The organism is Actinoplanes sp. TBRC 11911, assembly GCF_012933445.1.
GTDB lineage: Bacteria > Actinomycetota > Actinomycetes > Mycobacteriales > Micromonosporaceae > Actinoplanes.
In genome coordinates this window covers 57,942-80,409 of the sequence record NZ_JABBNC010000045.1, presented here as the reverse complement: position 1 = coordinate 80,409, position 22,468 = coordinate 57,942, and the positions used below count along the sequence as shown (strand labels likewise).

The following is a 22,468-nucleotide window of genomic DNA, read 5'->3' as shown; positions in this document are numbered from 1 at the left end:
AATGTGGGCGCAACTCTCCAAGGTCTCGAAATCGGCCTCCGAACGACGGCCACAAAAGTCGCTTGTCTATGCAAAACGACCGTCCTATTCGGATGGTCGCCCATGATGTAGACGTATGCGTCCGAATGATGAGACGGGCACTGGCCAGAAGCATGTTGCAAGCCCGGGCCCGGCACGACGGCCGCGCGCCCGAAACGATTGCACCGTGTCGGCCAGAACGGCACCGCGCCGGCCAAGGTCCGCACCACGCCAGCGCCAGACCGGCACGTCGGCGCGGGTCGGCGTCGCGGCGGTCTGGGTGCGGGGTGACCGTGACGGCCGAGGACGGGGCGTCGGTACCGCCGGGCGGAGTCAGGCCACCGGCCAGGGTCAGGCCACCGGCCTCTGTGGCGCGTTGGACGTTCTCGCTAGATGGGGCATCGCGCCGACACCGTGGACTTTTCGCAGACCTTGGAGAGTTGCGCCCACATACGAGCCTTAACTCTCCAAGGTTCACATCTGGCCCGAAAACTTCGCCGGGCGAACGCCGTATTATGGGACAAAAAGTTACTCCACAATGGACGAGTGTCTACATTGCGGACGCTGGGTCCAGGGTGTGGTCGCCGGTCTCAGCATGCGGTCGCGAGTCCCACGCAATGGAAGCGCCGCGCGACTCGCCGGGCCTGCGGCCCAGCCCGGCCACCCGGTGACCGGGGAGTCGCCCGTGCTGCCCGCGCTGCCCGTGTTGAGCCCGCGCTGTCCGCGCTGCCCGTGTTGAGCGGGTGCTGTCCGCGCTGCCCGTGTTGAGCCGGCGCTGTCCGCGCTGTCCGCGCTGCCCGTGTTGAGCCGGCGTTGTCCGCGTCGAGCCGGCGCTGTCCGCGTCGAGCCCGCGCTGGGCGTGGCCTTGCCGGGGCCGCCCAATTTGGGCTCCGCCCTTTTCTCGGGCCGGGGCGTGCTTTGCTGGTGAACCGGTTTTCCGGTGAACGGCCGGTTATTGCATCCCAAGGGTTACGAAGGTCGGACCAGTTGTCCGGAATTGAGAGTGAGAAAGGTAACTAAGAGTCACTCCGTCGATGGAAGTTTGTTGATGGGATATTTCGGACGCAATCGGCTCATACCAATGCTCTGAATGGATAAACGTCCTGGTAATTGGCATCACAAATTTGTGGCGAGGCTACTTGCCGGATGCGCGTACGTGCATAGGCTGCCCCTCATGGCTCAAGGTTCCGATACGACGCTGACCGCGGACATAAAGGACTTCGCCGCCGGTCACGGAGGCGCCAAGGCGGTCATCGAGTACGTCGGCAAGCGTGGCGCCCGCATCGTCCTCGTCGGCCAGGACGGGGAGTGGTCCGACCAATTCGCCGACGACACGGTCAAGGCCCGCGAGGCGTGCGAGCTCGCCGGGGTCGAAGTGGAGAACGAGTGGGAGCGCGAGCTGATGGAGCAGATGCGTCCCAGTAACGACCTGTGGCGCTCGATGGCGCGCCGGAGCATGGCCCGCTGAGTTGAACACATCCGCCGCGACCCGGGCCGACTCCCGGGTCGCTCTCGTCACCTGCGACATCTTCCCCGACCTCTACGACGACGACTTCCCGTTGCGCGACGCCCTCCGCGACCGAGGGCTCACTGTGGAGGCTGTCCGCTGGGACGACACCAGCGTGGACTGGGCGTCCTACGACCTCGCGGTGCTGCGCTCGCCGTGGGACTACGTCCCCCGGCGCGACGACTTCGTCGCCTGGGCCCACCGCGTGCCGCGGTTGCTGAACCCGGCCGACGTCGTCGCGTGGAACACCGACAAGCGCTACCTCGACGAGCTCACCAGCGCCGGCGTGCCTGTGACACCGACCACATTCGTCTCACCCGGCTCGACCTGGACCCCACCCGCGGAAGGCGAGTGGGTCGTCAAGCCGACGATCAGCGCCGGCAGCCAGGACACCGGCCGGTACCACCTCCCGTCGCAGGCCGGCCTGGCTCTCGCCCACGTCGGGCGGCTGACCGCGGCGGGCCGCACCGCGATGATCCAGCCCTATCTGGCCGCGGTGGACACCGACGGCGAGACGTCCGTGCTCTGCCTCCCGGACGCGAACGGCGAGCTGACCTTCAGCCACGGCGCCCGCAAAGGCCCGATGCTGACCGGCCCGGACGAGGGCACGCTCGACCCCGGCTCCGAGGTCATCACCCCGCGCCGGCCGACCGCGGCCCAGCTCGCGGTGGCGGCGAAGGCCCTCGAAGCGATCCCGGGCGGCGCGAAGCGTCTGCTCTACGCGCGGGTGGACCTCATTCCCGGCCCCGACGGGGAGCCCTTGCTGGTCGAGCTCGAGCTCACCGAGCCCTCGCTGTTCTTCCGCACGGCACCGGCGGCCGCGGGCCGCATGGCCGACGCGATCGTCGCCCGCCTCTGACCGGCGAGGCCGGTTTCTGCGTGGCCGCCATGCGAGGCGGGCCGGCTTCCGCGCGGCCGTCAGGGGAGAGGCGGGCCGAGCTTCCACGTGGCCGCCCCGGGAGAGAACGGGGCGGCCGCGCAGCCTCGGTCGCTTTCCTGTCGTAAGGCTCCACCTGACTTCCCGGGCTGTGGTGATACCGCTGAGCGGACGGGACTGACTCGCGCCTCGCGGACGGCTCCCATGCGGACCGGTGGCCGACGGGAGGCGGCCGGAGACCGGCCGCTCGGCGCGAGTCAGCCCCTGGTGGCCGCCCGGCGCGGCGGGAGACCGGTGCGCCGCGCCACGGCAGCGGTCGGGGACCGGCCGCGTCGTGCCGGTCGGGACCTGCCAGTGCGGCTGAACCTGCCAATGCGGCTGAGGCTGCTGGTGTGGCTAAGGCTGCTGGTGTGGCTGAGGCTGCTGGTATGGCTGAGGCTGGGGGTACGGCTGAGGCTGGGGGGAAGTGGCATGCGAATGAGGATGCCGACCGAGGACGATCAATGACGGACCAATTCGCGGCCTGTGGATGACACGCCGGCTGTCCACAGGCCTTCCGAAGAAAGCCCAGGTCAGCGCAATCGATCAGGGCGTGAACAAAGCAAAAGGGCGAAAAGTCCCGATTGGTCGAGGAGTGCTGCCCGGGCCCCGCCGAGCACGTGGCGCTGCTCAGGCCACGCCGAGCACGTGGCGCTGCTCAGGCCGCGCCGAGCACGTGGCGCGGCGCAGATTCAAGAGGCGCAGATTCAGGGGTGGCGGGAAGCGGCGCGGATTCAGGGAGTGGTGGGAACCGGGAGCGCGGCCCTCGACCGTGCGGGCTCCGGCTCGACGCTCGGCACCACGCCCGGCCGCTCGCGAGTCGACCACAGCATGCTCAGCGTGGCCGTCCAGACCAGGCTGGCGCCCAGCAGGTGCGCGCCCACCAGGAGAACCGGCAGGTGCGTGAAGTACTGCACGAAGCCGATCAAGGCCTGGGCGAGCTCGACCGCCAGCAGCGTCACCGCGGCCCGGAAGGTCACCGCCGGCGCGTTCACGGCACGCAGCGTGAAACATAGCGCCACCGTGAGGCCGAGCAGCACCATCACCACGTCGGCGTGGGCCTGGGCGATGCTCTGCGGGTCCAGCCCGTTGCGCTTGGCGCTCGCGTCACCCGCGTGCGGCCCGCTACCGGTGACCACCACGCCCACGGCGATGACCGCCGCGCTGGCGAGCACCGTCAGGCGGGCCAGATGGCGTACCGGGACGGGAACCAGGAGCACCGGCTCGCCCTCCGGCTCGGCGGTGCGCTTCCAGAGGGCGTACGCGAAAGCAATCACGACCATGGAAGCGAGAAAGTGAAGCCCGACCACCCAGGGGTTGAGGTCCGTCAGGACGGTTATGCCGCCGATCACGGCCTGCAACGGAATGCAGAGGAGCACGGCGACGCTGAGCCGGATCGTGGATGCGCGACGGGTGGGGCTGACGATCGCGGTGCCGGCCCGCCGGTATGTCGCGCGCCGGAAGAGTGCGGCGACGGCCCGGCCCGGACTGGAGAGCGTAGCTGCCAGGCGGCGCCCGATCTCGGCGGCCCGGCGCGGGCGGTCGAAGATCGCCGCGACGACGCAGGCGACAGCCAGAATGCCCAGAACGAAGGTGAGCATCCGGTTGGTGAACTCGATGACGCCGTGGACACCCATCTCGGAGGTCGTCGTATACGAATCCGTGGTGCACTCGGGCCACGTGGGGCATCCGAGGCCCGAGCCGGTGAGCCGAACCGCGGCACCGGTGACGACCAGGCCGATATTGGCGATCAAGGACGCCAGGGCCAGCGGGCGCAGCCAGGATGACTTCACCCAACGTATCGTACGCAGCTAATTGATCATGCTGGGCGCCGCTCCGGGGCCGCGGTGGTCTGGATCACCGGAACCTTGGTTTGCGGGCATCGGATGAATTACGTAACGTTGCCGTAGTGAAAACCGAGGTGCAGATCGGGAACGGGGTTCCGGCAACCGCCGGTGCCGCGGACGGTCGCACCCGGGACCGGGTCGCGCAGCTGCTGCTGGAGCACGGCTCGGCCACCGCCGCCCAGCTCGGGGAGCATCTCGGCTTAAGTCCGGCGGCCATTCGCAAGCATCTGGACGCCATGCTCGCCGACGATCTCGTGGAGACCCGCGAGGTTCGCAAGCAGGGTCCGCGAGGGCGCGGCCGGCCGGCGAAGGCGTTCGCGCTGACGGCGGCCGCCCGGGAAACATTTCCACATCTGTACGACGGTATCGCGACCGCCGCGCTGCGCTGGATCGCCGACCATCACGGCGCCGAGGCCGTCAGCGAGTTCGCCGCCTCCCAGGTCAAGGCCCTGGAGGAGCGCTGCCGCGCCGCCCTGTGCGAGGCCGGGGACGACCCCGTCGCGCGGGCGGAGGCGCTCGCCGAGGCGCTGACCGCGGAGGGCTACGCTGCCAACGCGACCACGATCGCGTCCGGCGGGCAGCTGTGCCAGCACCACTGTCCGGTGGCCCACGTGGCTGCCGAGTTCCCCCAGCTGTGCGACGCCGAGACCGAGGTCATCTCCCGGCTCGTCGGCACCCACGTGCAGCGTCTCGCCACCATCGCACACGGTGACGGAGTGTGTACGACGCACATCCCGTCACCATCCCGTGCCGCAACCACGGTTAGGACAGGTACATGACCGACCAGATCGTCAGCCAGGAAGAGCATCTCGCGGCCCTGGGCAAGTACGAGTACGGCTGGGCCGACAACGACACCGCGGGCGCCTCGGCGCAGCGTGGCCTGTCGGAGGCCGTGGTGCGGGACATCTCGGCGAAGAAGAACGAACCGGAGTGGATGCTGGAGCGCCGGCTGCGCGGGCTCAAGTTGTTCCACCGCAAGCCCATGCCGTCGTGGGGCGCCGACCTGACCGGCATCAACTTCGACAACATCAAGTACTTCGTGCGCTCGACCGAGGCGCAGGCCGCGAGCTGGGAGGACCTGCCCGAGGACATCCGGGCGACGTACGACCGGCTGGGCATCCCGGAGGCGGAGAAGCAGCGCCTGGTGGCCGGTGTCGCCGCGCAGTACGAGTCCGAGGTGGTCTACCACAAGATCCGCGAGGACCTCGAGGAGCAGGGTGTCATCTTCGTCGACACCGACACGGCGCTGAAGCAGTACCCGGAGATCTTCCAGGAGTACTTCGGCACCGTCATCCCGGTCGGCGACAACAAGTTCGCCGCGCTGAACACGTCGGTGTGGTCCGGCGGCTCCTTCATCTACGTGCCGAAGGGCGTGCACGTGGAGATCCCACTGCAGGCCTACTTCCGGATCAACACGGAGAACATGGGCCAGTTCGAGCGGACGCTGATCATCGCCGACGAGGGCTCGTACGTGCACTACGTCGAGGGCTGTACGGCGCCGATCTACTCGTCCGACTCGCTGCACTCCGCGGTCGTCGAGATCGTCGTGAAGAAGAACGCCCGCGTGCGGTACACGACGATCCAGAACTGGTCGAACAACGTCTACAACCTGGTCACCAAGCGCGCGACCTGCGAAGAGGGCGCGACCATGGAGTGGATCGACGGCAACATCGGCTCCAAGGTGACGATGAAGTACCCGGCGGTCTGGATGAACGGCCCGCACGCCAAGGGCGAGGTGCTCAGTGTCGCGATGGCCGGCGAGGGCCAGCACCAGGACGCCGGCGCCAAGATGGTGCACGCCGCGCCGCACACGTCCTCCACGATCGTCTCCAAGTCGATCGCCCGGGGTGGCGGCCGCACGTCGTACCGCGGTCTCGTGCAGGTGCTCGAGGGCTCCTCGCACTCGAAGAGCACGGTCAAGTGCGACGCGCTGCTGGTCGACACGATCTCCCGCTCGGACACCTATCCGTACGTGGACATTCGCGAGGACGACGTCGCGATGGGTCACGAGGCGACCGTCTCCAAGGTCAGCGAGGACCAGCTCTTCTACCTGATGAGCCGCGGCCTCACCGAGGACGAGGCGATGGCGATGATCGTGCGGGGCTTCATCGAGCCGATCGCCAAGGAGCTGCCGATGGAGTACGCGCTGGAGCTGAACCGCCTGATCGAGCTGCAGATGGAAGGGGCCGTGGGTTAAGAGCCCGGGCCGCCGTAAAAGCCGACATAAGGACGACATGACTACCGAGGCCTTCGCGCCGCCACGCACCAAGTCGCAGGTGCTGCGCTCGTTCGACGTCCAGGACTTCCCGGCCCTCAACGGGCTGGAGGAGGAATGGCGTTTCACCCCGCTCAAGCGACTGGGTGAGCTGGTCACCGCCACGAAACTGACGGGTGCGGCGCCCGCCGTCGAGCACGGCGACCTGCCGGCCGGCGTCAGCGTCCGCGATGTCGACAAAGCCGACGCGGTGCTGACCCCGTTCGACCGGATCAGCGCCTTGGCGTACGGGTCGGCGTCCGGGGTGACCTTGATCGAGGTCGCCCCCGAGGCGGAGCCCGCCGAGCCGGTGGTCATCAAGATCGTGGGCAAGGGCGGCGACGCGGCAGGCGCCCGTACGGTCGTCAAGATCGGTGCGTTCGCCAAGGCCACGGTGATCCTGGAGCAGGTCGGCACCGCCACCCTCGCGGACAACATCGAGGTCGTGGTCGGCGACAGCGCGCAGCTCACCTTCGTGACGCTTACCGAGTGGGACGCCGGCGCGGTGCAGGCGCAGCACATCCGGCTCCGGGTCGGCAAGGACGCCCGGGCGCAGCACGTGCAGGTCACGCTCGGCGGCGACCTGGTCCGCCAGTTCGTCAGCGTCGAGTACGCGGGCCGCGGCGGCGACGCCGAGCTGTGGGGCCTCTACTTCGCCGACGCCGGCCAGCACTTCGAGCACCGCCAGCTCGTCGACCACAGCGTGCCGGACTGCCGCAGCTACGTGGGCTACCGCGGCGCGTTGCAGGGCGCGTCGGCGCACACGGTCTGGGTCGGCGACGTGCTGATCCGGACCGAGGCGACCGGCACCGAGACGTACGAGATCAACCGCAACCTGATCCTGACCGACGGCGCCCGGGCCGACTCGGTGCCCAACCTGGAGATCGAGACCGGTGAGGTCGTCGGTGCCGGGCACGCGAGCGCGACCGGCCGCTTCGACGACGAGCAGCTGTTCTACCTGATGGCCCGCGGCATCACCGAGAGTGAGGCGCGCAAGCTGGTGGTTCGCGGCTTCTTCGCCGAGCTCATCAACAAGATCCCGGTGGCGGAGCTTCGGGATCGTCTCGGTGACACCATCGAGGCCCGGCTGGCGGAGAACGCGTGAGCTTCGAGCAGGTCGGTACCGCCGACGACATCGCCAAGGGCACCGCGATCTCCGTCGAGGTCGCCGGTGTCGATGTCGCGGTGGTCCATGCCGACGACGACAACTTCTACGCCGTACGGGATGAATGCAGTCATGCCGCCGTCGCCCTCTCGGAGGGTGAGGTGGACGGGTGCACGCTCGAGTGCTGGCTGCACGGATCCCGCTTCGACCTGCGCACCGGCGCCCCGACCGGCCTTCCCGCCACCCGGCCGGTGGCGACCTTCCCCGTCGAGATCCGCGACGGGGCCATCTTCGTTTCGACCACCCCGAGTAATGGAGTAGAGCCGTGAGCACCCTGGAAATCCGTGGCCTCAAGGTTTCGGTGAAGCTGCCCGAGGGCGACCTGAAGCCGATCCTGTCCGGGGTCGACCTCACCGTGCGGGCGGGCGAGACGCACGCCATCATGGGCCCGAACGGGTCCGGCAAGTCGACCCTCGCGTACTCCATCGCGGGTCACCCGAAATACCAGATCACCGACGGCACGGTGACGCTGGACGGCGAGGACGTCCTGGCGATGACCGTCGACCAGCGGGCCCGCGCGGGCATGTTCCTCGCGATGCAGTACCCGGTCGAGGTGCCCGGCGTGTCGGTCGCGAACTTCCTGCGCACCGCGAAGACGGCGATCGACGGCGAGGCGCCCAAGCTGCGGACGTGGACCGCCGAGCTGCGTACGGCCATGGAGAAGCTGCAGATGGACCCGGCGTTCGCGCAGCGCAACGTCAACGAGGGCTTCTCCGGCGGCGAGAAGAAGCGGCACGAGATCATGCAGCTCGAGCTGCTCAAGCCCAAGGTGGCGATCCTCGACGAGACCGACTCCGGCCTGGACATCGACGCGTTGCGGATCGTCAGCGAGGGCGTCAACCGGGTGCGCGAGACGGGCGACACCGGTCTGCTGCTGATCACCCACTACACGCGGATCCTGCGCTACATCAAGCCGGACTTCGTGCACGTGTTCGTGGGCGGCAAGATCGTTCAGGAAGGCGGCCCGGAACTCGCCGAGCAGCTGGAAGCCGAGGGCTACGAGCGCTACGTGGCCGCCCGCGTCTGACTTCGACGAACCGGAGACAACGATGACGTTCGACGTGGCCCGGATCCGAGCCGACTTCCCGATTCTCGACCGGGAGATCAACGGGCACCCGTTGGTCTACCTGGACAGCGCGAACACCTCGCAGAAACCGCGGCAGGTGCTCGAGATCATGCGGCAGCACAACGAGCGGCACAACGGCAACGTGTCCCGCTCGGTGCACACGCTCGGCACCGAGGCCACGTCGGCGTACGAGGGCGCGCGCGCGAAGATCGCCTCGTTCGTCAACGCGGCGACCCCGGACGAGATCGTCTTCACGAAGAACTCCACCGAGGCGATCAACCTGGTCGCGTACGCCGGTGGGCAGCACCTCAACCTCAAGCCCGGCGACGAGATCGTGGTCTCCGAGATGGAGCACCACTCGAACATCGTGCCCTGGCAGCTTCTGTGCGAGCGGACCGGCGCCACGCTGCGCTGGTTCGGGGTCACCGACGACGGCCGGCTCGATGAGTCGAACCTCGACGACCTGGTCAACGAACGCACCAAGCTGGTCTCGATCGTGCACATGTCGAACGTCCTCGGGACGATCAACGACGTGTCACGCATCGTGGCGCGGGCCCGTCAGGTCGGCGCGCTGGTGATGCTCGACTGCTCACAGTCGGTGCCGCACCTGCCGGTGGACGTGCGCGCGCTCGGCGTCGACTTCATCGCGTTCACCGGGCACAAGATGCTCGGCCCGACCGGCATCGGCGTGCTCTGGGGCAAGTACGAGCTGCTCGCCGCGATGCCGCCGTTCCTGGCCGGTGGCTCGATGATCGAGACGGTCACCATGCAGGGCACGACGTATGCGCCGCCGCCCGCGCGGTTCGAGGCGGGCACGCCGCCGATCGCCGAGGCCATCGGGCTCGGTGCGGCCGTGGACTACCTGACGGCCATCGGCATGGAGAACGTTCACCAGCACGAGCAGGACATCACCGCGTACGCCTTGAAGGCGCTCGGCGACATGCCCGGCGTTCGCATCTTCGGGCCCTCGACGCCGGACGGGCGGGGCGGCACGCTCTCGTTCGCGGTGGACGGGGTGCACCCGCACGACGTCGGTCAGATCCTGGACGCGCAGGGTGTCGAGGTGCGGGTGGGGCACCACTGCGCGAAGCCGACGTGCGCCCGGTTCGGGGTGCCGGCGACGACCCGCGCGTCGTTCTACCTCTACACGACGCAGGACGAGGTCGACGCTCTCGTGCAGGGGCTCGACCAGGTGCGGAAGGTGTTCGGCTGATGCTTCTCGACGGGCTTTACCAGGAGATCATCCTCGATCACTACAAGCACCCGCACGGGCGAGGCTTGCGGGATCCGTTCGGCGGCGAGGCGCACCATGTCAATCCGACGTGCGGCGACGAGGTGACGGTTCGGGTTGCCGTCGATGGCGTAAACATTTCGGACATTTCGTACGAAGGTCTGGGATGTTCCATCAGTCAGGCGTCGGCGTCGGTGCTGCATGAGCTGGTGACGGGCAAGGACGCGGCGACCGTCGCGGGAATTCAAGAGGCGTTCGTGCAGCTGATGCAGGGGCGTGGGCAGGTCGAGCCGGACGAGGACGTGCTCGGCGACGGGGTGGCATTCGCCGGAGTGGCGAAGTTCCCGGCCCGGGTGAAATGCGCGTTGCTGCCCTGGATGGCATTCCAGGACGCGGCGGCGCGGGCCGGTGTTGACGTGGGCGCGAGCCCGGAGGTGAAGGCATGACTACTGCTTCTGAAGGCACTACCGCTTCCGAAGGCGCCGTTTCGAAGGCGTCCGTTGCCGACATCGAAGAGGCGATGAAGGACGTCGTCGACCCCGAGCTGGGGATCAACGTCGTCGACCTCGGCCTCATCTACGGCACCCACGTGGATGACGAGAACGTGGTCACCCTGGACATGACGCTCACGTCGGCGGCGTGTCCGCTGACCGACGTCATCGAGGACCAGGCGCGTACGGCGTTGACGCAGGGTCCGGGCGGCGGCATCGTCCAGGACTTCCGGATCAACTGGGTGTGGCTTCCGCCGTGGGGCCCGGACAAGATCACTGACGACGGGCGCGAGCAGTTGCGGTCGCTCGGCTTCAACGTCTGATTTTGTCGTACGCGGCTGGTAGAACCGGGGCATGCAAACACCCCCGTTCGACGAGCTGCTGTCGTTGATCGATGCCCGGTCGTCGGCACTGCGGTCCGCGGTCGCCGTCGCACCGGGCATCGACGTCTCGGTCCCCGGCTGCCCCGACTGGACGCTCTTCGATCTGGTCGACCATCTCGGCGCCGTCCAGCGTGCCTGGGCGGTGATCGTGACCGCGGCCGATCCCTCCGTCCACCCCGATCTCGGTGAGCGCGAGGTCGAGGGCGAGCTGCTGGAGTGGTCCGCCGAATCCACGTCGTTGCTGCTGGCCGCGCTGCGGGCGGTGGGCCCCGACTCGCCGGCCTGGGCCTGGTGGGACTCCGACGGCGCGCCGCACACGTCCGGTGCCATCGCCCGCCATCAGGTGCAGGAGGCGGCGGTGCACGCGTTCGACGCGCAGGAGGCGGCCGGCGTCGTGGAGCCGTTGCCCGGGGTGATCGCGGTCGACGGGGTCGGCGAGTTCCTGGCGGTGCCGCTGCGATCCTTGGGGGAGTGGCCGCATCGCCCGGCCCGCATCAGATTCGACGCGACCGACGGGCCGAGCTGGACGGTGGATCTCACCGCCACGGGCGCGGTTCTCGATCCTGCCGCGAGCGGTGAGCCGGTGGCGACCGTGCGGGCACCGGCGAGCGATCTTGTGCTGGCGCTGTACGGCCGAAAACCCTACGACGACCTGGACGTCGACGGTGATCGCGACGTGCTGCGTGAGCTGCGGGAGTGGGCGGTCGTCGACTGAGCGGCGATCAGCCTTGCGGCAGGTGGTCCACCGAGTTGTAGCTGGCCAGTTCGAGGTGGTCACCGACGGCGACAAAGCGCGACAGCGAAGCGTTACGAACGCTGCCCGCGGTGCGTTCCGCCTCGACGACCTCGTCCCAGGACAACTGCTCGATGACGGCCCGCATCATGAGCACGACCGCGTCGTGGGCGACCACGATGACCCGCTGGCGGGCGTGGTCGCGGTTGAGGTCGTCGAGGAAGGCCTGCAGGCGTACGGCGATGTCCGCGAACGACTCGCCACCGGGCGGGGCGTAGTTGAACTCGCCGATCTCGCGGCGGCGGGCACTCTCCTGCGGGTAGTGGTGGTTCACCGCGGCGCGGGTCATCATCTCGAGGTCGCCCAGCAGCCGGTCGACCAGCCGGTCGTCGGTGGTGGGCGCCGGCAGCTCCAGGCCGGAGGTGTCGGCCGCGATGCGCCAGGTTTCGCGGGCCCGCAGGTACGGCGACGTGATGACGACCTGCGGCACCTCGCCGGCCGGCAGCTGCGCGAGCCAGTGCCCGACCGCCCGCGCCTGCGACTCGCCGAGCGCGGTCAGGGGGACTTCGGCGTCGCGCCCGCTGACCTCGGCTTCCAGCAGCCCGCGCGCGTCCGCGGCGGGGAAGGCGACGTTGGCCAGGCTTTGCCCGTGCCGGACGAGAACCAGTTCGGCAACCACACCCATGATCGGCACCCTATCCACCTCCTCCATACCCCGCGCCTCGGGGCCGGTGAGCGGTGGCGAAAATCGGTGGCGGGGGCGGCGGGGTGGCCGGGATGATGGCGCCGTGACCAGGCTGAAGAAGTGCTTCCGCGTCTCTGTTGCTGCGGCCGACCGGGCCGTCCGGCAGCAGCGCCGCGTCGAGGGAACGGCGGGCCGTCAGCAGCTGTCATGAGCGCGGCGTTTCTGTCCGGCGTGGTCGCCGGATACGGTGTCGCGATTCCGGTCGGGGCCATCGGGGTGCTCATCGCGGGGCTCAGCGCCCGCACGTCGCTGCGGGTCGGGGCCGCCGCCGGGCTGGGGGCGGCCACCGCGGACGGCATCTACGCGCTGATCGCCGTCGTCGGGGGAGCGGCGGTGGCCGCGGTGATCGCCCCGGTTGCCACGCCGCTGCGCTGGGCCGCGGCGGTGGTCCTGCTCGGGATGGCCGCCATGACCGCCTGGGGAGCCCTCCGGAAACGGCGCACGGCGGCCCGGGTGGAGAAGCCGGCCACGGCGCTCCGCGCGTACGGGGGAATTCTGGGTCTGACGCTGCTCAACCCGGCGACCGTCATCTATTTCGCGGCGCTCGTTCTGGGGCGCGGCGGCGAGGGCGGCGGTTTCTGGTTCGTGGTGGGCGCGTTTCTGGCCTCGGCGAGCTGGCAACTGCTGATCGCCGGCGGCGGCTCGCTGGTGGGCCGCGTGCTGACCGGTGAACGCGGCCGGCTGATCACCGCCCTCGTGTCCAGTGCCGTCATCGCGTTCCTGGCGATCAGGCTGCTTTAGCCGATCGGCGGCCGGGAATCGATGTTCATCCAGCGCTCGGGGTGTGCCAGTGGGGTGAAGCCCACCTTCGCGTACACCCCGTGCGCGTCCAGCGTCGACAGCACCAGACGCGGGACGCCGTGCCGCTCGGCCCAGCCGGTGGCCCACTCGGCTAGCATGTTTCCGAGCCCGTGGCCGCGATGCGCCCGGTCGACGTACACGTCGGCGAGCCAGGCGAACGTCGCCCGGGCGGACACGATGCGCGCGACCGCCACCTGCTGCGCGTCGCCGGTGTAGACGCCGGCCGCGAACGAGTGCGCGAAGGACCGCTCGATGACCTCGCGCGAGCGTCCCTTGGCCCAGTACGCGTCCGAGCCGATCCACCGCACCACGCTGTCCAGATCGAGGTGGTCGGGATCCTCGCTCAACCGATAGTCGCTCACCCGGAACATCCTGCCTTACAGGTGCTTGGTCGCCTCCTTCACCGACAGCGGCGAGAGCCGTGATCGATTCTGGTTGATGAACGCGCGGACCGCCTCGGGGTCGGTCCGCGCGTAGTGCCGCAGCGCCCAGCCGATCGCCTTGCGCACGAAGAAGTCGCGGTGCGCGGCCTGCCGCAGGCAATAGCCGAACAGCCGGCCGGTGTCCGTGTGCTCGCCGTAGTGCAGCTGATGGAGGATAGCCGTGCGGATCAGCCACATGTTCGGCGCGCCGGACCACTCGTCCATCGCCGTGACCAGCGCCGGATCCCGCCGGACCAGGTCACCGGTGAAGCGGGTCGCGAGCGCGTCCACCGTGTCCCACCAGGACTTCGTGGTGATCAGGAACGCCAGCGTCGGGAGGAAGGCAGCGTCCGCGCAGGCCACGTGTTTGCGCAGATAGTCGCAGGCCACGTATTGATACTCCCGCTCGGCGCGCTCCCAGCACGCCAGCGCGATCGCGCGGAGGTCGTCCGCCCCGGGCTTGGGCAACCCGGCGAACACCTCTCGCTCCAGGCCGCGCAGGGCCGGAGCCGGGACACCCGCGTACGCGAATTGGTCACGCATGTACGCCGCCATCCCCGCGGCGCGCACCGGGTCGCCGGCCGCGGGCAACCGGTCGTCCAGGCGCTTCAGCAGGGCGGACGCGAGCTCCGTCACACCCGGCATCATGCCACCGTAGGCTGACAAAAATGGGTGAGCGCACGGCCGCGGGCGGCGGCAAGTGGGTCGATGTGGCTCCGGAGCGCCTGGAACGCTGGCTCGCGAACTTCGAGCGGCGGCACGGGGCGTACCGGGAACAGGGGTTGACCTTGATCGCCGAGGACGGTGCCTCGGCGACCTTCGGCGCTCCTCCGGGCGTACCGGAGGGAAATCAACTGGCGGAACTGATCCGTGAAGCGCAGGCACCTCGGCGCCTGGGTTTGCTGCTGGCGCGAAAGGGTGCCGTGGCGGTGGGTGTCGCCGAGGGCGCTGAGCTGGTGTCGTCCAAGGTGGATACGCACTATGTGCAAGGCCGGACGGCTGCCGGTGGGTGGTCGCAGCAGCGTTTCGCGCGCCGCCGGGTGAATCAGGCCAAGGCGGCCGCTGCCGACGGCGCCGGCATCGTGGGGCGTCTGCTGCTTCCCGAGGTACGCCGGTTGGCCGCGCTCGTGACCGGCGGGGACCGACTGGCGATCGACGCGATCCTGGCCGCACCGCCGTTGAAAGAGGTCGCGGCGTTGCGTGCCGAGCGCGTCCTGGAGGTGCCGGAGCCCCGGCACGCGGTCCTGGTGTCCGCGGTGGCCGGGGCCCGGGCGGTGTCCGTGCTGGTGCGCGAACCCTAAGCGAAGGTGTCGCAATTGTCCGGAGTGCCGGAGTTGTAGCCCGTACTGAACCACTGCTGACGCTGCGCCGCCGTACCGTGCGTGAATTCGTTCGGATTGACCGGGTTTCCGCTGCGCTTCTGCAGCACGTCGTCACCGATCTTGCCGGCCGTGTCGATGCCCTGCTGGACGTCCTCGGCGGTCAGGCTCTTGAAGATCGGCTGCCCGTTGCTCGCCTTGGTCTCGGTGGCGTGCCGGGCCCAGACCCCCGCGTAGCAGTCGGCCTGCAGCTCCAGCCGCACCGAGAGCGCGTTCTTCTGCGCCGACGAGGCACCCTGCTGCGCCCGGCGCATCTTCGCCTCGGTGCCGGAGATGTCCTGGATGTGGTGCCCGTACTCGTGCGCCAGCACGTACGGCTGCGCGAACTCGCCCGGCGCGCCGAGCTGCTGGGCCAGCACGTCGTAGAAGGCCAGGTCGATATACACCTTGTCGTCGGCCGGGCAGTAGAACGGGCCGACCCCGGAGTCCGCGGCACCGCACCCGGTGCTCACCCGGTTCGTGAAGATGACCGTCTTGGACGGCGTGTACGGCCGGTTGAAGTACTGCGGGGTGGCCTCTTTCCAGTACGCCTGGATCGAGTTGATGTAGAGCACATTGCGGCAGGCGAGCTGGTCGGTCGCGCTGGACTTGTTCGAGCACTGCTGCTGGATGTTCGAGTTGTCGGCCTGCCCGCCCCCGTCGCCGCCGATCGCGTTGACGCCGAAGTAACCGCCCACGGCCAGCACGATCACCGTGATGACGAGGCCGACGATGCCGCCGCCGCCGATCGGAATGGGCAGCCCGCCGAAGCCGCCACCGCCGCCTCCGCCCGACCCGCGCTGGTCCTCGACCTGACTGGTATCGATGTCGGCGTTCTCGTTGAGTTCCATTTCATCCTCACCTGGGAGCTCCGGGAACGATGCCGGGCTTGTACCCGATGATCTTGCTAGGTAATCGGGTGGGAGGTGCGGGCAGCCTCCCGGTACCATTGCGCGTGCTGCTCTGTGAAGGCTGACCAGACCCTGCTCCCGGAGTCAGCCCATCGTCTCGAGAGCGAGCCTGCGAATGATCACCGCCACCGGACTGGAACTGCGTGCCGGCGCCCGGATCCTGCTGTCTCCCGTCACGCTACGGGTTCAGCCCGGTGACCGCATAGGCCTGGTCGGACGCAACGGAGCAGGTAAAACGACCACTCTCAAGGTGCTGGCCGGCGAGGGCATCCCGTACGCGGGGGCGGTCGAGCGCACCAGCGAGGTGGGCTACCTTCCGCAGGACCCGCGTACCGGCGACCTGAACGTGACCGGCCGCGACCGGGTGCTGTCCGCCCGCGGGCTGGACTCGATCCTCTCCGAGATGCAGAAGCTCGAGATCGAGCTGGAGGAGAGCGCGGACGACAAGCTGATTCGCCGCTACGGCCAGCTTGAGGACCAGTTCGCCGCCCTCGGGGGGTACGCGGCCGAGGCCGAGGCCGCGCGCATCTGCGCCAACCTGGGCCTGCCGGACCGCGCGCTCGCGCAGACCATCGGCACGCTCTCCGGCGGTCAGCGCCGCCGCATCGAGCTCGCCCGCATCCTGTTCGCCAACTCCGGGCAGAACGGCAAGGGCATCCTGCTGCTCGACGAGCCGACCAACCACCTCGACCAGGACTCGATCGCCTGGCTCCGGGGCTACATGGCGCAGCACAAGGGCGGCCTCGTGGTGATCAGCCACGACGTCGAGCTGCTCGACGCCGCGGTCAACAAGGTCTGGTATCTGGACGCGAACCGCTCGGTCGTCGACATCTACAACGTGGGCTGGAAGAAGTACCTCGAGTCGCGGGAGACCGACGAGCGCCGCCGCCGCCGCGAGCGCGCGAACGCGGAGAAGAAGGCCGGCGCCCTGATGGCCCAGGCCGACAAGATGCGGGCGAAGGCCACCAAGACGGTCGCCGCGCAGAACATGGCCCGCCGCGCCGAGAAGCTGCTCGGCGGCCTGGAGGAGACCCGCGTCTCGGACAAGGTCGCCAAGGTGCGCTTCCCTAGCCCGGCGCCGTGCGGAAAGACTCCGCTCACCGCGGCCGGACTCTCCAAGTCGTACGGGTCGCTGGAGATCTTCACCGACGTGGACGTGGCGGTGGACCGGGGCTCCCGGGTCGCGATCCTGGGCCTGAACGGCGCCGGCAAGACGACGCTGCTGCGCATCCTGGGCGGCATGCTCGACCCGGACACCGGTGAGGTACGCCCCGGGCACGGCCTGCGGCTCGGCTATTACGCCCAGGAGCACGAGACGCTCGACGTGGACCGGACCATCCTCGAGCACATGCGCAGCGCCGCTCCCGATCAGACGGACACCGACCTGCGGAAGATTCTGGGCGCGTTCCTGTTCTCCGGCGACGACGTGGACAAACCGGCGGGCGTGCTGTCCGGCGGCGAGAAGACCCGGCTGGCACTGGCCACGCTGGTCTGTTCGGGTGCCAACGTGCTGCTGCTGGACGAGCCGACCAACAACCTCGACCCGGTCAGCCGCGAGCAGGTGCTGGACGCGATCGCGAACTACCCGGGCGCCATCGTGCTGGTGACGCACGACGCCGGCGCGGTGCAGGCGCTGAAGCCGGACCGGGCGATTCTGCTCCCGGACGGGGACGAGGACGCCTGGAGCGATGATCTGCTGGAGCTCGTCGAACTGGCTTAGGGGACTTTCTTTATCTCCTGATTGAGCTAAATCGGTTGGACAGGGGCATCGTCAGTTGTCAACTGGTGCCCACACAGACAGTGCGACGTTCGGGCGTTTGCGGTCAGGTCGGGCACGGCCCTCGGCGCCGCAAAGTTGGCACACTTATCCCCCGAGCGCACCGTGTGCACCATATCGACGCTGCGTCATGTCCGGTCCAATGAGTCCCTCGATCGTCCGTTTCCGCAGGTGATCGATGGTCTTGGGCGCCGGAGCCGGGTGGTGCGGGCCGGCATGCTAAAGAGAGCGTCTCTAACGTCAGTTAACTGTCTGACATTGATGCGCGTAGTCATCGTCAAGTTCCTGACAGTGATAAATGGGCACGTTCGCTAAGCCTGGATACCTAGCGCATGATCGTTCGAGGCGGTCTAATAGGTGGGACCGTATGAACCGCACAGTCTGGGACGTGAGGATTCAACATGGCAGCCACGGGCACAGCCACCAGCACCGAGAAGGGTCGCCGAATCGTCGGCAGCGAGCGCCAGTCACTAGCGAAGGACTTGGTCAAGCGTTACACCTCTGGCGAGAGCATTCGTGCGCTCGCGGCATCGACGGGCCGGTCCTACGGATTCGTGCATCGCGTTCTGACTGAGTCGGGTGTTCAGCTCCGCCAGCGCGGCGGCGCTCGCCGGCGCAAGAAGGCGTGACAAGCGGGCACGCAGCATCCGGCACCAGCGGAAGTGAGGCGGGCGTCCGCCTCGACCAGGACGGGCCGGTCGCAACGGTGACGTTGTGCCGGCCCGAGGTGCTCAATGCGCAGACTCCCGCTATGTGGGCAGAACTCTCGAATATTTCCCGAAAAATATCGGGCGACGTACGAGTCGTCATTGTGCGGGGCGAGGGGCGTGCCTTTTCCGCCGGCCTGGATCTGTCCGCCGCGCGCGATTCGCTCCCCCCGCTCGCGCAGTTGTCACCGGAGGAGTGCGCGGATCGGATTGCGGGCTTCCAGTCCGCCTTCACATGGTTGCGCAAACCTTCGATCGTGACGATCGCGGCCGTTCACGGACACGCGATTGGCGCCGGATTTCAGTTGGCGCTGAACTGCGACATGCGAGTGCTGGCGGACGACGCACGGTTCGCCATGGCGGAGGTGACGCTCGGCCTCGTGCCCGATCTGGGCGGCACCAAACGCCTCGCCGAGCTGGTCGGCCCCTCCCGCGCGCTGGAGATCTGCCTGACCGGGCGGCGGATCGCCGCCGACGAGGCGGAGCGGATCGGCCTGGCCACCGCCGTGGTGCCGCCCGACGAGCTGAGCGCGACGGTCTCGGATCTGGCCGCCGCGGTGCTCGCGGCGGAGCGCGGCGCGGCCGCCGAGATCAAGGCGCTCCTAGCCGGTGCGCTCGCAAAGACCTACCCGGAGCAGGACCGGGCCGAGCGGGAAGCGCAAACCCGCAGGCTGCGGGACATAGCCGGGCTGGAATAGGTTCGCCGCCCCGAAAGTTGTCGTACCCGCCGGGCAGACTGTGCTCTGCCCGGCTTCTACGGCACTCGGGGAGGTGACCAATGAGCATGAACAGCTGGATGATGCTCCGCTCGATAGAGCAGTCCGACAAGGTCGCCAAGCATCGCCTCAGCCGCGGGACCACGAAGCGGATCGTGCAGTTCGCCCGGCCGTACCGCGCGGACATCACCGTGTTCCTCATCACCGTCGTCATTGACGCCGTCATCGGCGTCGCCACGCCGGTTCTCGCCGGCCGCGTGGTCAACGCGATCACCGGCGGCGGCTCGGGGGCCGCCGCACTGGTCGTCAAGATCGCGCTCGTGATCGCCGCGCTGGCGGTGGCCGACTCGCTGCTGTCGCTCGCCCAGCGGTGGTATTCGGCGCGCATCGGCGAGGGCATCATCTTCGACCTGCGCACCAAGGTCTACGACCACGTCCAGCGGATGCCGCTGCAGTTCTTCACCCGCACCCAGACCGGCGCGCTGGTGAGCCGGCTCAACAACGACGTGCTCGGCGCCCAGCGGGCATTCACCTCGACGCTTTCCGGCGTGGTCAGCAACACCATCCAACTGGCCCTGACCGCCGCCGTCATGTTCAGCCTGTCCTGGCAGATCACCGCGCTGTCCTTGGCCTTGCTCCCGTTGTTCATCTACCCCGCCCGCCGGGTCGGCAAGAAGCTCGCCGAGATCACCCGCGAGTCGTACAACCTCGAAGCCCAGATGAACGCGACCATGACCGAGCGCTTCAACGTCTCCGGCGCGCTGCTGGTCAAGCTGTTCGGCCGGCCCCGCGCCGAGGCCGCGAAGTTCGGCGAACGCGCCGACCGGGTCCGCGACATCGGCATCCAGCAGGCGATGTATTCACGCACGTTCTTCGTCGCGATGCTGCTGGTCGCCTCGCTCGCGCAGGCCCTGACCTACGGGCTGGGTGGCTGGCTGGCGGTCACCGGCAGCGTCACCGCGGGCACGGTGGTCACCCTGGCCCTGCTGCTCACCCGGCTGTACGGGCCGTTGACCGCGCTCAGCAACGTCCGGGTCGACGTGATGAGCGCGCTGGTCTCGTTCGACCGCGTGTTCGAGGTGCTCGACCTGAAGCCCGGGATCGAGGACAAGCCGGACGCCGTCGACATCCCGTCCGGGGCGGGCCGCGTCGAGTTCCGCGACGTCCACTTCCGGTACCCGAGCGCCGACGAGGTCTCGCTGGCCACGCTGGAGGACGTCGTCGCCCTCGACCGCAAGGAGAATGCGCCGGTCCTGCACGGCGTCGACTTCACCGTCGAACCGGGCCAGATGGTCGCCCTCGTGGGCCCGTCCGGCGCCGGCAAGTCGACCACGTCGATGCTGGTCTCGCGGCTCTACGACGTCACCGAGGGCGCGGTCCTGGTCGACGGGATCGACGTGCGCGACGCGACCCTCGAGTCACTGCGCGACGCCATCGGCGTGGTCACCCAGGACTCGCATCTCTTCCACGAGACCATCGCGGAGAATTTGCGGTACGCCCGTCCCGGCGCCACCGACGACCAGATGTGGGAGGCGCTGGCCGGCGCGCAGATCGCCGACCTGGTCCGCGGCCTGCCGGACGGCCTCGACACGGTGGTCGGCGAGCGTGGTTACCGCTTCTCCGGCGGCGAGAAACAGCGGATCGCGATCGCCCGGCTGCTGCTCAAGCACCCGTCGATCGTCATCATGGACGAGGCCACCGCCCACCTGGACAGCGAATCCGAGGCGGCCGTGCAGCGCGCCCTGACGACCGCGCTGGAGGGCCGGACGGCGCTGGTCATCGCGCACCGCCTGTCCACCATCCGCAACGCCGACCAGATCCTGGTGATGGACCAGGGCCGGGTGGTCGAACGCGGTACGCACGACGATCTGGTCGCCGCCGAGGGGCTGTACGCGGAGCTTTACCACACGCAGTTCGCGGTCACGAGCTCCGACACCCCGTACCGCGAGGAGAACGTCGAGATCGTCACCGTGCCGGCCGGGCCGGTGGAGCCCTAGAGGACGGTTTGCCGGCCGGTCAGGCCGAGCAGCCGCGCGAAATCGCCGGCCTCGGCGCCGACCTCGATCACCTCGCCGTACAGACCCAGGTCGCGGCCCACCTGGCCGACCTGCTCGAAGAGCGGGATCAGCAGGGCCACCGCGGCCGGGTCGGGCGTGTAGCGCTGGCCGGTCGCGCGGGCCACGTCCCACCCGTGCACGGTCAGCTCGAGCAGGGCGAGCCCGCCCACCATCTCCTGCGGCATGCCGCTGGCGGGCGACGTGCCCTCCAGGGCCGCCGGGTCGGACCACGCCTCGACGAGCCGCTCGGTCTGCTCGGCGAACCTGGTCCGCCAGTCACCGGTGATCTCGTCCGGTGTGGTGGTGGAGTCGGGCTCCTTGCGCGCGGCCAGCTCGGTGAAGTTGCCCACGTTCTGGTAGAGGTGGTTGAACAGCTCGCGCACCCGGAAGTCCTCGCACGGCGTCGGGTGGCCGAGCTGATCGTCGCGGATGCCCCGGATCACCGGGACGGTCCGCGCGGCCGCCGCCGTGAGCAACGTGCTGATCTGGGTCTCCATGAGCGACAACGGTACCTTCGTGCCCGGGTGTGCTTTTCGGGCCCGTGCGCTTTCGGGCCGGTGTGCTTTCGGGCCCGTGCGCTTTTCGGGCCGTCAGAGCGTACGGGTGTAGCCGCCGTCGACCGGCAGCACCAGACCGGTCAGATAGCTGGCGGCGGGGGACAGCACGAACGCGGCGACCCGGCCGAACTCGTGCGGCTCGCCCAGCCGGCGCATCGGGACCGACGCCGCCACGTCGACCTCGGCCCGCATCGCGTCCCCGGTCGCCTCGAACAGCTCACGGTTGCGGTTCGTCATGATCCGGCCGGGCATCAATCCGACAAATCGGACGCCGCGCGGGCCGTATTCGTCCGCCATGTCCTTCATGGCCATCGCCAGGCCGGGGCGCAGGCCGTTGGAGAGCCCCAGGCCGGCCAGCGGAACCTTGACCGAGCTGGACAGGATGATCCCGATCGCGCCGCCCGCGGGCAACGCCGTCGCGAAGACCCGCGCGGCACGCAACTGGCCGAGGAACACCGTCTCGAAGGCGCGCCGCCAATCGTCGTCGCTCACGCCCGCCGCCGTGCCGATCACCGGCCCGCCGACCGAGATCAGCGCGCCGTCCACCCGGCCGTACCGCTCGTAGGCACTGTCCAGCAGTTCGCGCGGCGTCTCCGGGTCGGTGAGGTCGGCCACGACGCCCGTCGCGAACTTTTCCCCGCCCAGCTCCTCCACCGCTTGTGCCACGCGATCCGGGTCACGGGACGAGATGATCACCTTGGCGCCATCGGCGACCAGCGATTGCGCCGTCGCGAAGCCGAGCCCGCGAGACGCTCCGGTCAGAATATAGATTCGGTCCGCCAGTCCCAGATCCATGAGCTGATCCT

24 protein-coding genes are annotated in these 22,468 nt (G+C 69.0%); 17 read left to right on the top strand and 7 right to left on the bottom strand.

The window, feature by feature from the left end; translation table 11 throughout:
• Positions 1–1,192 precede the first annotated feature (1,192 nt).
• Positions 1,193–1,486, top strand: coding sequence for a hypothetical protein (locus HH310_RS38860; protein WP_169180757.1), 294 nt, complete (start codon positions 1,193–1,195; stop codon positions 1,484–1,486).
• Between the two features lies 1 nt (position 1,487).
• Positions 1,488–2,384: a RimK family alpha-L-glutamate ligase gene (locus tag HH310_RS38855; protein WP_169180756.1), complete on the top strand. Its 897-nt coding sequence runs from the start codon at positions 1,488–1,490 to the stop codon at positions 2,382–2,384.
• 791 nt (positions 2,385–3,175) lie between these two features.
• Here HH310_RS38855 and HH310_RS44505 read toward each other — a convergent pair.
• The gene (locus HH310_RS44505; protein WP_248294850.1) at positions 3,176–4,252 is read right to left on the bottom strand and encodes a COX15/CtaA family protein; all 1,077 of its coding nucleotides are present in this window, start codon (positions 4,250–4,252) and stop codon (positions 3,176–3,178) included.
• A 98-nt stretch (positions 4,253–4,350) separates the two neighbouring features.
• Between HH310_RS44505 and HH310_RS38845 the strand changes: the two genes are divergently transcribed.
• Genes HH310_RS38845 through HH310_RS38805 form a run of 9 tightly spaced genes read left to right on the top strand, consistent with a single transcriptional unit; the run spans position 4,351 to position 11,593 of the window.
• Positions 4,351–5,067 (top strand): ArsR family transcriptional regulator, encoded by a 717-nt coding sequence (locus tag HH310_RS38845; RefSeq protein WP_169180755.1) that lies wholly within the window; start codon positions 4,351–4,353, stop codon positions 5,065–5,067.
• A complete protein-coding gene (gene sufB / locus HH310_RS38840; RefSeq protein ID WP_169180754.1) occupies positions 5,064–6,485 on the top strand; it encodes a Fe-S cluster assembly protein SufB in 1,422 nt (473 codons plus the stop codon). Before HH310_RS38845 ends, sufB begins: the two co-directional genes overlap by 4 nt.
• 37 nt (positions 6,486–6,522) lie before the next feature.
• The gene (gene sufD / locus HH310_RS38835; RefSeq protein ID WP_169180753.1) at positions 6,523–7,647 is read left to right on the top strand and encodes a Fe-S cluster assembly protein SufD; all 1,125 of its coding nucleotides are present in this window, start codon (positions 6,523–6,525) and stop codon (positions 7,645–7,647) included.
• The gene (locus HH310_RS38830; RefSeq protein WP_169180752.1) at positions 7,644–7,976 is read left to right on the top strand and encodes a non-heme iron oxygenase ferredoxin subunit; all 333 of its coding nucleotides are present in this window, start codon (positions 7,644–7,646) and stop codon (positions 7,974–7,976) included. The genes sufD and HH310_RS38830 overlap by 4 nt, the downstream gene beginning before the upstream one ends.
• Positions 7,973–8,734: a Fe-S cluster assembly ATPase SufC gene (gene sufC / locus HH310_RS38825; protein WP_169180751.1), complete on the top strand. Its 762-nt coding sequence runs from the start codon at positions 7,973–7,975 to the stop codon at positions 8,732–8,734. The genes HH310_RS38830 and sufC overlap by 4 nt, the downstream gene beginning before the upstream one ends.
• Before the next feature lie 22 nt (positions 8,735–8,756).
• Positions 8,757–9,986 carry a cysteine desulfurase gene (locus HH310_RS38820; RefSeq protein WP_169180750.1) on the top strand — a complete coding sequence of 410 codons (1,230 nt, stop codon included), beginning with the start codon at positions 8,757–8,759 and terminating at the stop codon, positions 9,984–9,986.
• The gene (gene sufU, locus HH310_RS38815; protein WP_169180749.1) at positions 9,986–10,450 is read left to right on the top strand and encodes a Fe-S cluster assembly sulfur transfer protein SufU; all 465 of its coding nucleotides are present in this window, start codon (positions 9,986–9,988) and stop codon (positions 10,448–10,450) included. Before HH310_RS38820 ends, sufU begins: the two co-directional genes overlap by 1 nt.
• Positions 10,447–10,818 carry a metal-sulfur cluster assembly factor gene (locus tag HH310_RS38810; RefSeq protein ID WP_312034601.1) on the top strand — a complete coding sequence of 124 codons (372 nt, stop codon included), beginning with the start codon at positions 10,447–10,449 and terminating at the stop codon, positions 10,816–10,818. Before sufU ends, HH310_RS38810 begins: the two co-directional genes overlap by 4 nt.
• 31 nt (positions 10,819–10,849) lie before the next feature.
• Positions 10,850–11,593, top strand: a complete 744-nt coding sequence (locus HH310_RS38805) for a maleylpyruvate isomerase family mycothiol-dependent enzyme (RefSeq protein WP_169180748.1) — start codon at positions 10,850–10,852, stop codon at positions 11,591–11,593.
• A 7-nt stretch (positions 11,594–11,600) separates the two neighbouring features.
• On the opposite strand, the gene HH310_RS38800 is transcribed toward HH310_RS38805, so the two are convergent.
• On the bottom strand, positions 11,601–12,296 hold the full coding sequence (locus HH310_RS38800) for a histidine phosphatase family protein (protein WP_169180747.1): 696 nt from the start codon (positions 12,294–12,296) through the stop codon (positions 11,601–11,603).
• A gap of 207 nt (positions 12,297–12,503) precedes the next feature.
• Here HH310_RS38800 and HH310_RS38795 point away from each other — a divergent pair, with 207 nt between their 5' ends.
• The gene (locus HH310_RS38795; RefSeq protein ID WP_169180746.1) at positions 12,504–13,097 is read left to right on the top strand and encodes a LysE family transporter; all 594 of its coding nucleotides are present in this window, start codon (positions 12,504–12,506) and stop codon (positions 13,095–13,097) included.
• Here HH310_RS38795 and HH310_RS38790 read toward each other — a convergent pair.
• On the bottom strand, positions 13,094–13,528 hold the full coding sequence (locus tag HH310_RS38790) for a GNAT family N-acetyltransferase (protein ID WP_169180745.1): 435 nt from the start codon (positions 13,526–13,528) through the stop codon (positions 13,094–13,096). The two genes, HH310_RS38795 and HH310_RS38790, sit on opposite strands and share 4 nt — an antisense overlap.
• Positions 13,529–13,534: 6 nt before the next feature.
• A complete protein-coding gene (locus HH310_RS38785) occupies positions 13,535–14,224 on the bottom strand; it encodes a DNA alkylation repair protein (RefSeq protein ID WP_169180744.1) in 690 nt (229 codons plus the stop codon).
• A 23-nt stretch (positions 14,225–14,247) separates the two neighbouring features.
• Here HH310_RS38785 and HH310_RS38780 point away from each other — a divergent pair, with 23 nt between their 5' ends.
• Positions 14,248–14,880: an acVLRF1 family peptidyl-tRNA hydrolase gene (locus HH310_RS38780; protein ID WP_169180743.1), complete on the top strand. Its 633-nt coding sequence runs from the start codon at positions 14,248–14,250 to the stop codon at positions 14,878–14,880.
• On the opposite strand, the gene HH310_RS38775 is transcribed toward HH310_RS38780, so the two are convergent.
• The gene (locus HH310_RS38775; protein WP_169180742.1) at positions 14,877–15,788 is read right to left on the bottom strand and encodes a neutral zinc metallopeptidase; all 912 of its coding nucleotides are present in this window, start codon (positions 15,786–15,788) and stop codon (positions 14,877–14,879) included. The genes HH310_RS38780 and HH310_RS38775 overlap by 4 nt on opposite strands.
• 175 nt (positions 15,789–15,963) lie before the next feature.
• Between HH310_RS38775 and HH310_RS38770 the strand changes: the two genes are divergently transcribed.
• From HH310_RS38770 to HH310_RS38755, 4 genes are all read left to right on the top strand, one after another.
• Entirely contained in the window at positions 15,964–17,568 is a 1,605-nt protein-coding gene (locus tag HH310_RS38770; RefSeq protein WP_169180741.1) for an ABC-F family ATP-binding cassette domain-containing protein, read from the top strand.
• Positions 17,569–18,026: 458 nt separating this feature from the next.
• The gene (locus tag HH310_RS38765; RefSeq protein WP_014441759.1) at positions 18,027–18,254 is read left to right on the top strand and encodes a helix-turn-helix domain-containing protein; all 228 of its coding nucleotides are present in this window, start codon (positions 18,027–18,029) and stop codon (positions 18,252–18,254) included.
• On the top strand, positions 18,251–19,030 hold the full coding sequence (locus HH310_RS38760) for an enoyl-CoA hydratase/isomerase family protein (protein WP_169180740.1): 780 nt from the start codon (positions 18,251–18,253) through the stop codon (positions 19,028–19,030). Before HH310_RS38765 ends, HH310_RS38760 begins: the two co-directional genes overlap by 4 nt.
• Positions 19,031–19,116: 86 nt before the next feature.
• Entirely contained in the window at positions 19,117–21,045 is a 1,929-nt protein-coding gene (locus HH310_RS38755; protein ID WP_396027569.1) for an ABC transporter ATP-binding protein, read from the top strand.
• Here HH310_RS38755 and HH310_RS38750 read toward each other — a convergent pair.
• Both HH310_RS38750 and HH310_RS38745 read right to left on the bottom strand, forming a co-directional pair.
• Entirely contained in the window at positions 21,042–21,602 is a 561-nt protein-coding gene (locus HH310_RS38750) for a TIGR03086 family metal-binding protein (RefSeq protein WP_169180738.1), read from the bottom strand. The genes HH310_RS38755 and HH310_RS38750 overlap by 4 nt on opposite strands.
• Positions 21,603–21,695: 93 nt before the next feature.
• The gene (locus HH310_RS38745) at positions 21,696–22,457 is read right to left on the bottom strand and encodes an SDR family oxidoreductase (protein WP_169180737.1); all 762 of its coding nucleotides are present in this window, start codon (positions 22,455–22,457) and stop codon (positions 21,696–21,698) included.
• Between the last annotated feature and the right edge of the window lie 11 nt (positions 22,458–22,468).

Bases quoted from the DNA above. Each gene is read 5' to 3' on its own strand.
- HH310_RS38860 (WP_169180757.1), top strand. From the start codon at position 1,193: ATGGCTCAAGGTTCCGATACGACGCTGACCGCGGACATAAAGGACTTC.
- sufB (WP_169180754.1), top strand. From the start codon at position 5,064: ATGACCGACCAGATCGTCAGCCAGGAAGAGCATCTCGCGGCCCTGGGC.
- sufD (WP_169180753.1), top strand. From the start codon at position 6,523: ATGACTACCGAGGCCTTCGCGCCGCCACGCACCAAGTCGCAGGTGCTG.
- HH310_RS38820 (WP_169180750.1), top strand. From the start codon at position 8,757: ATGACGTTCGACGTGGCCCGGATCCGAGCCGACTTCCCGATTCTCGAC.
- sufU (WP_169180749.1), top strand. From the start codon at position 9,986: ATGCTTCTCGACGGGCTTTACCAGGAGATCATCCTCGATCACTACAAG.
- HH310_RS38810 (WP_312034601.1), top strand. From the start codon at position 10,447: ATGACTACTGCTTCTGAAGGCACTACCGCTTCCGAAGGCGCCGTTTCG.
- HH310_RS38805 (WP_169180748.1), top strand. From the start codon at position 10,850: ATGCAAACACCCCCGTTCGACGAGCTGCTGTCGTTGATCGATGCCCGG.
- HH310_RS38800 (WP_169180747.1), bottom strand. From the start codon at position 12,296: ATGGGTGTGGTTGCCGAACTGGTTCTCGTCCGGCACGGGCAAAGCCTG.
- HH310_RS38795 (WP_169180746.1), top strand. From the start codon at position 12,504: ATGAGCGCGGCGTTTCTGTCCGGCGTGGTCGCCGGATACGGTGTCGCG.
- HH310_RS38790 (WP_169180745.1), bottom strand. From the start codon at position 13,528: ATGTTCCGGGTGAGCGACTATCGGTTGAGCGAGGATCCCGACCACCTC.
- HH310_RS38785 (WP_169180744.1), bottom strand. From the start codon at position 14,224: ATGCCGGGTGTGACGGAGCTCGCGTCCGCCCTGCTGAAGCGCCTGGAC.
- HH310_RS38780 (WP_169180743.1), top strand. From the start codon at position 14,248: ATGGGTGAGCGCACGGCCGCGGGCGGCGGCAAGTGGGTCGATGTGGCT.
- HH310_RS38775 (WP_169180742.1), bottom strand. From the start codon at position 15,788: ATGGAACTCAACGAGAACGCCGACATCGATACCAGTCAGGTCGAGGAC.
- HH310_RS38770 (WP_169180741.1), top strand. From the start codon at position 15,964: ATGATCACCGCCACCGGACTGGAACTGCGTGCCGGCGCCCGGATCCTG.
- HH310_RS38765 (WP_014441759.1), top strand. From the start codon at position 18,027: ATGGCAGCCACGGGCACAGCCACCAGCACCGAGAAGGGTCGCCGAATC.
- HH310_RS38755 (WP_396027569.1), top strand. From the start codon at position 19,117: ATGAACAGCTGGATGATGCTCCGCTCGATAGAGCAGTCCGACAAGGTC.
- HH310_RS38750 (WP_169180738.1), bottom strand. From the start codon at position 21,602: ATGGAGACCCAGATCAGCACGTTGCTCACGGCGGCGGCCGCGCGGACC.
- HH310_RS38745 (WP_169180737.1), bottom strand. From the start codon at position 22,457: ATGGATCTGGGACTGGCGGACCGAATCTATATTCTGACCGGAGCGTCT.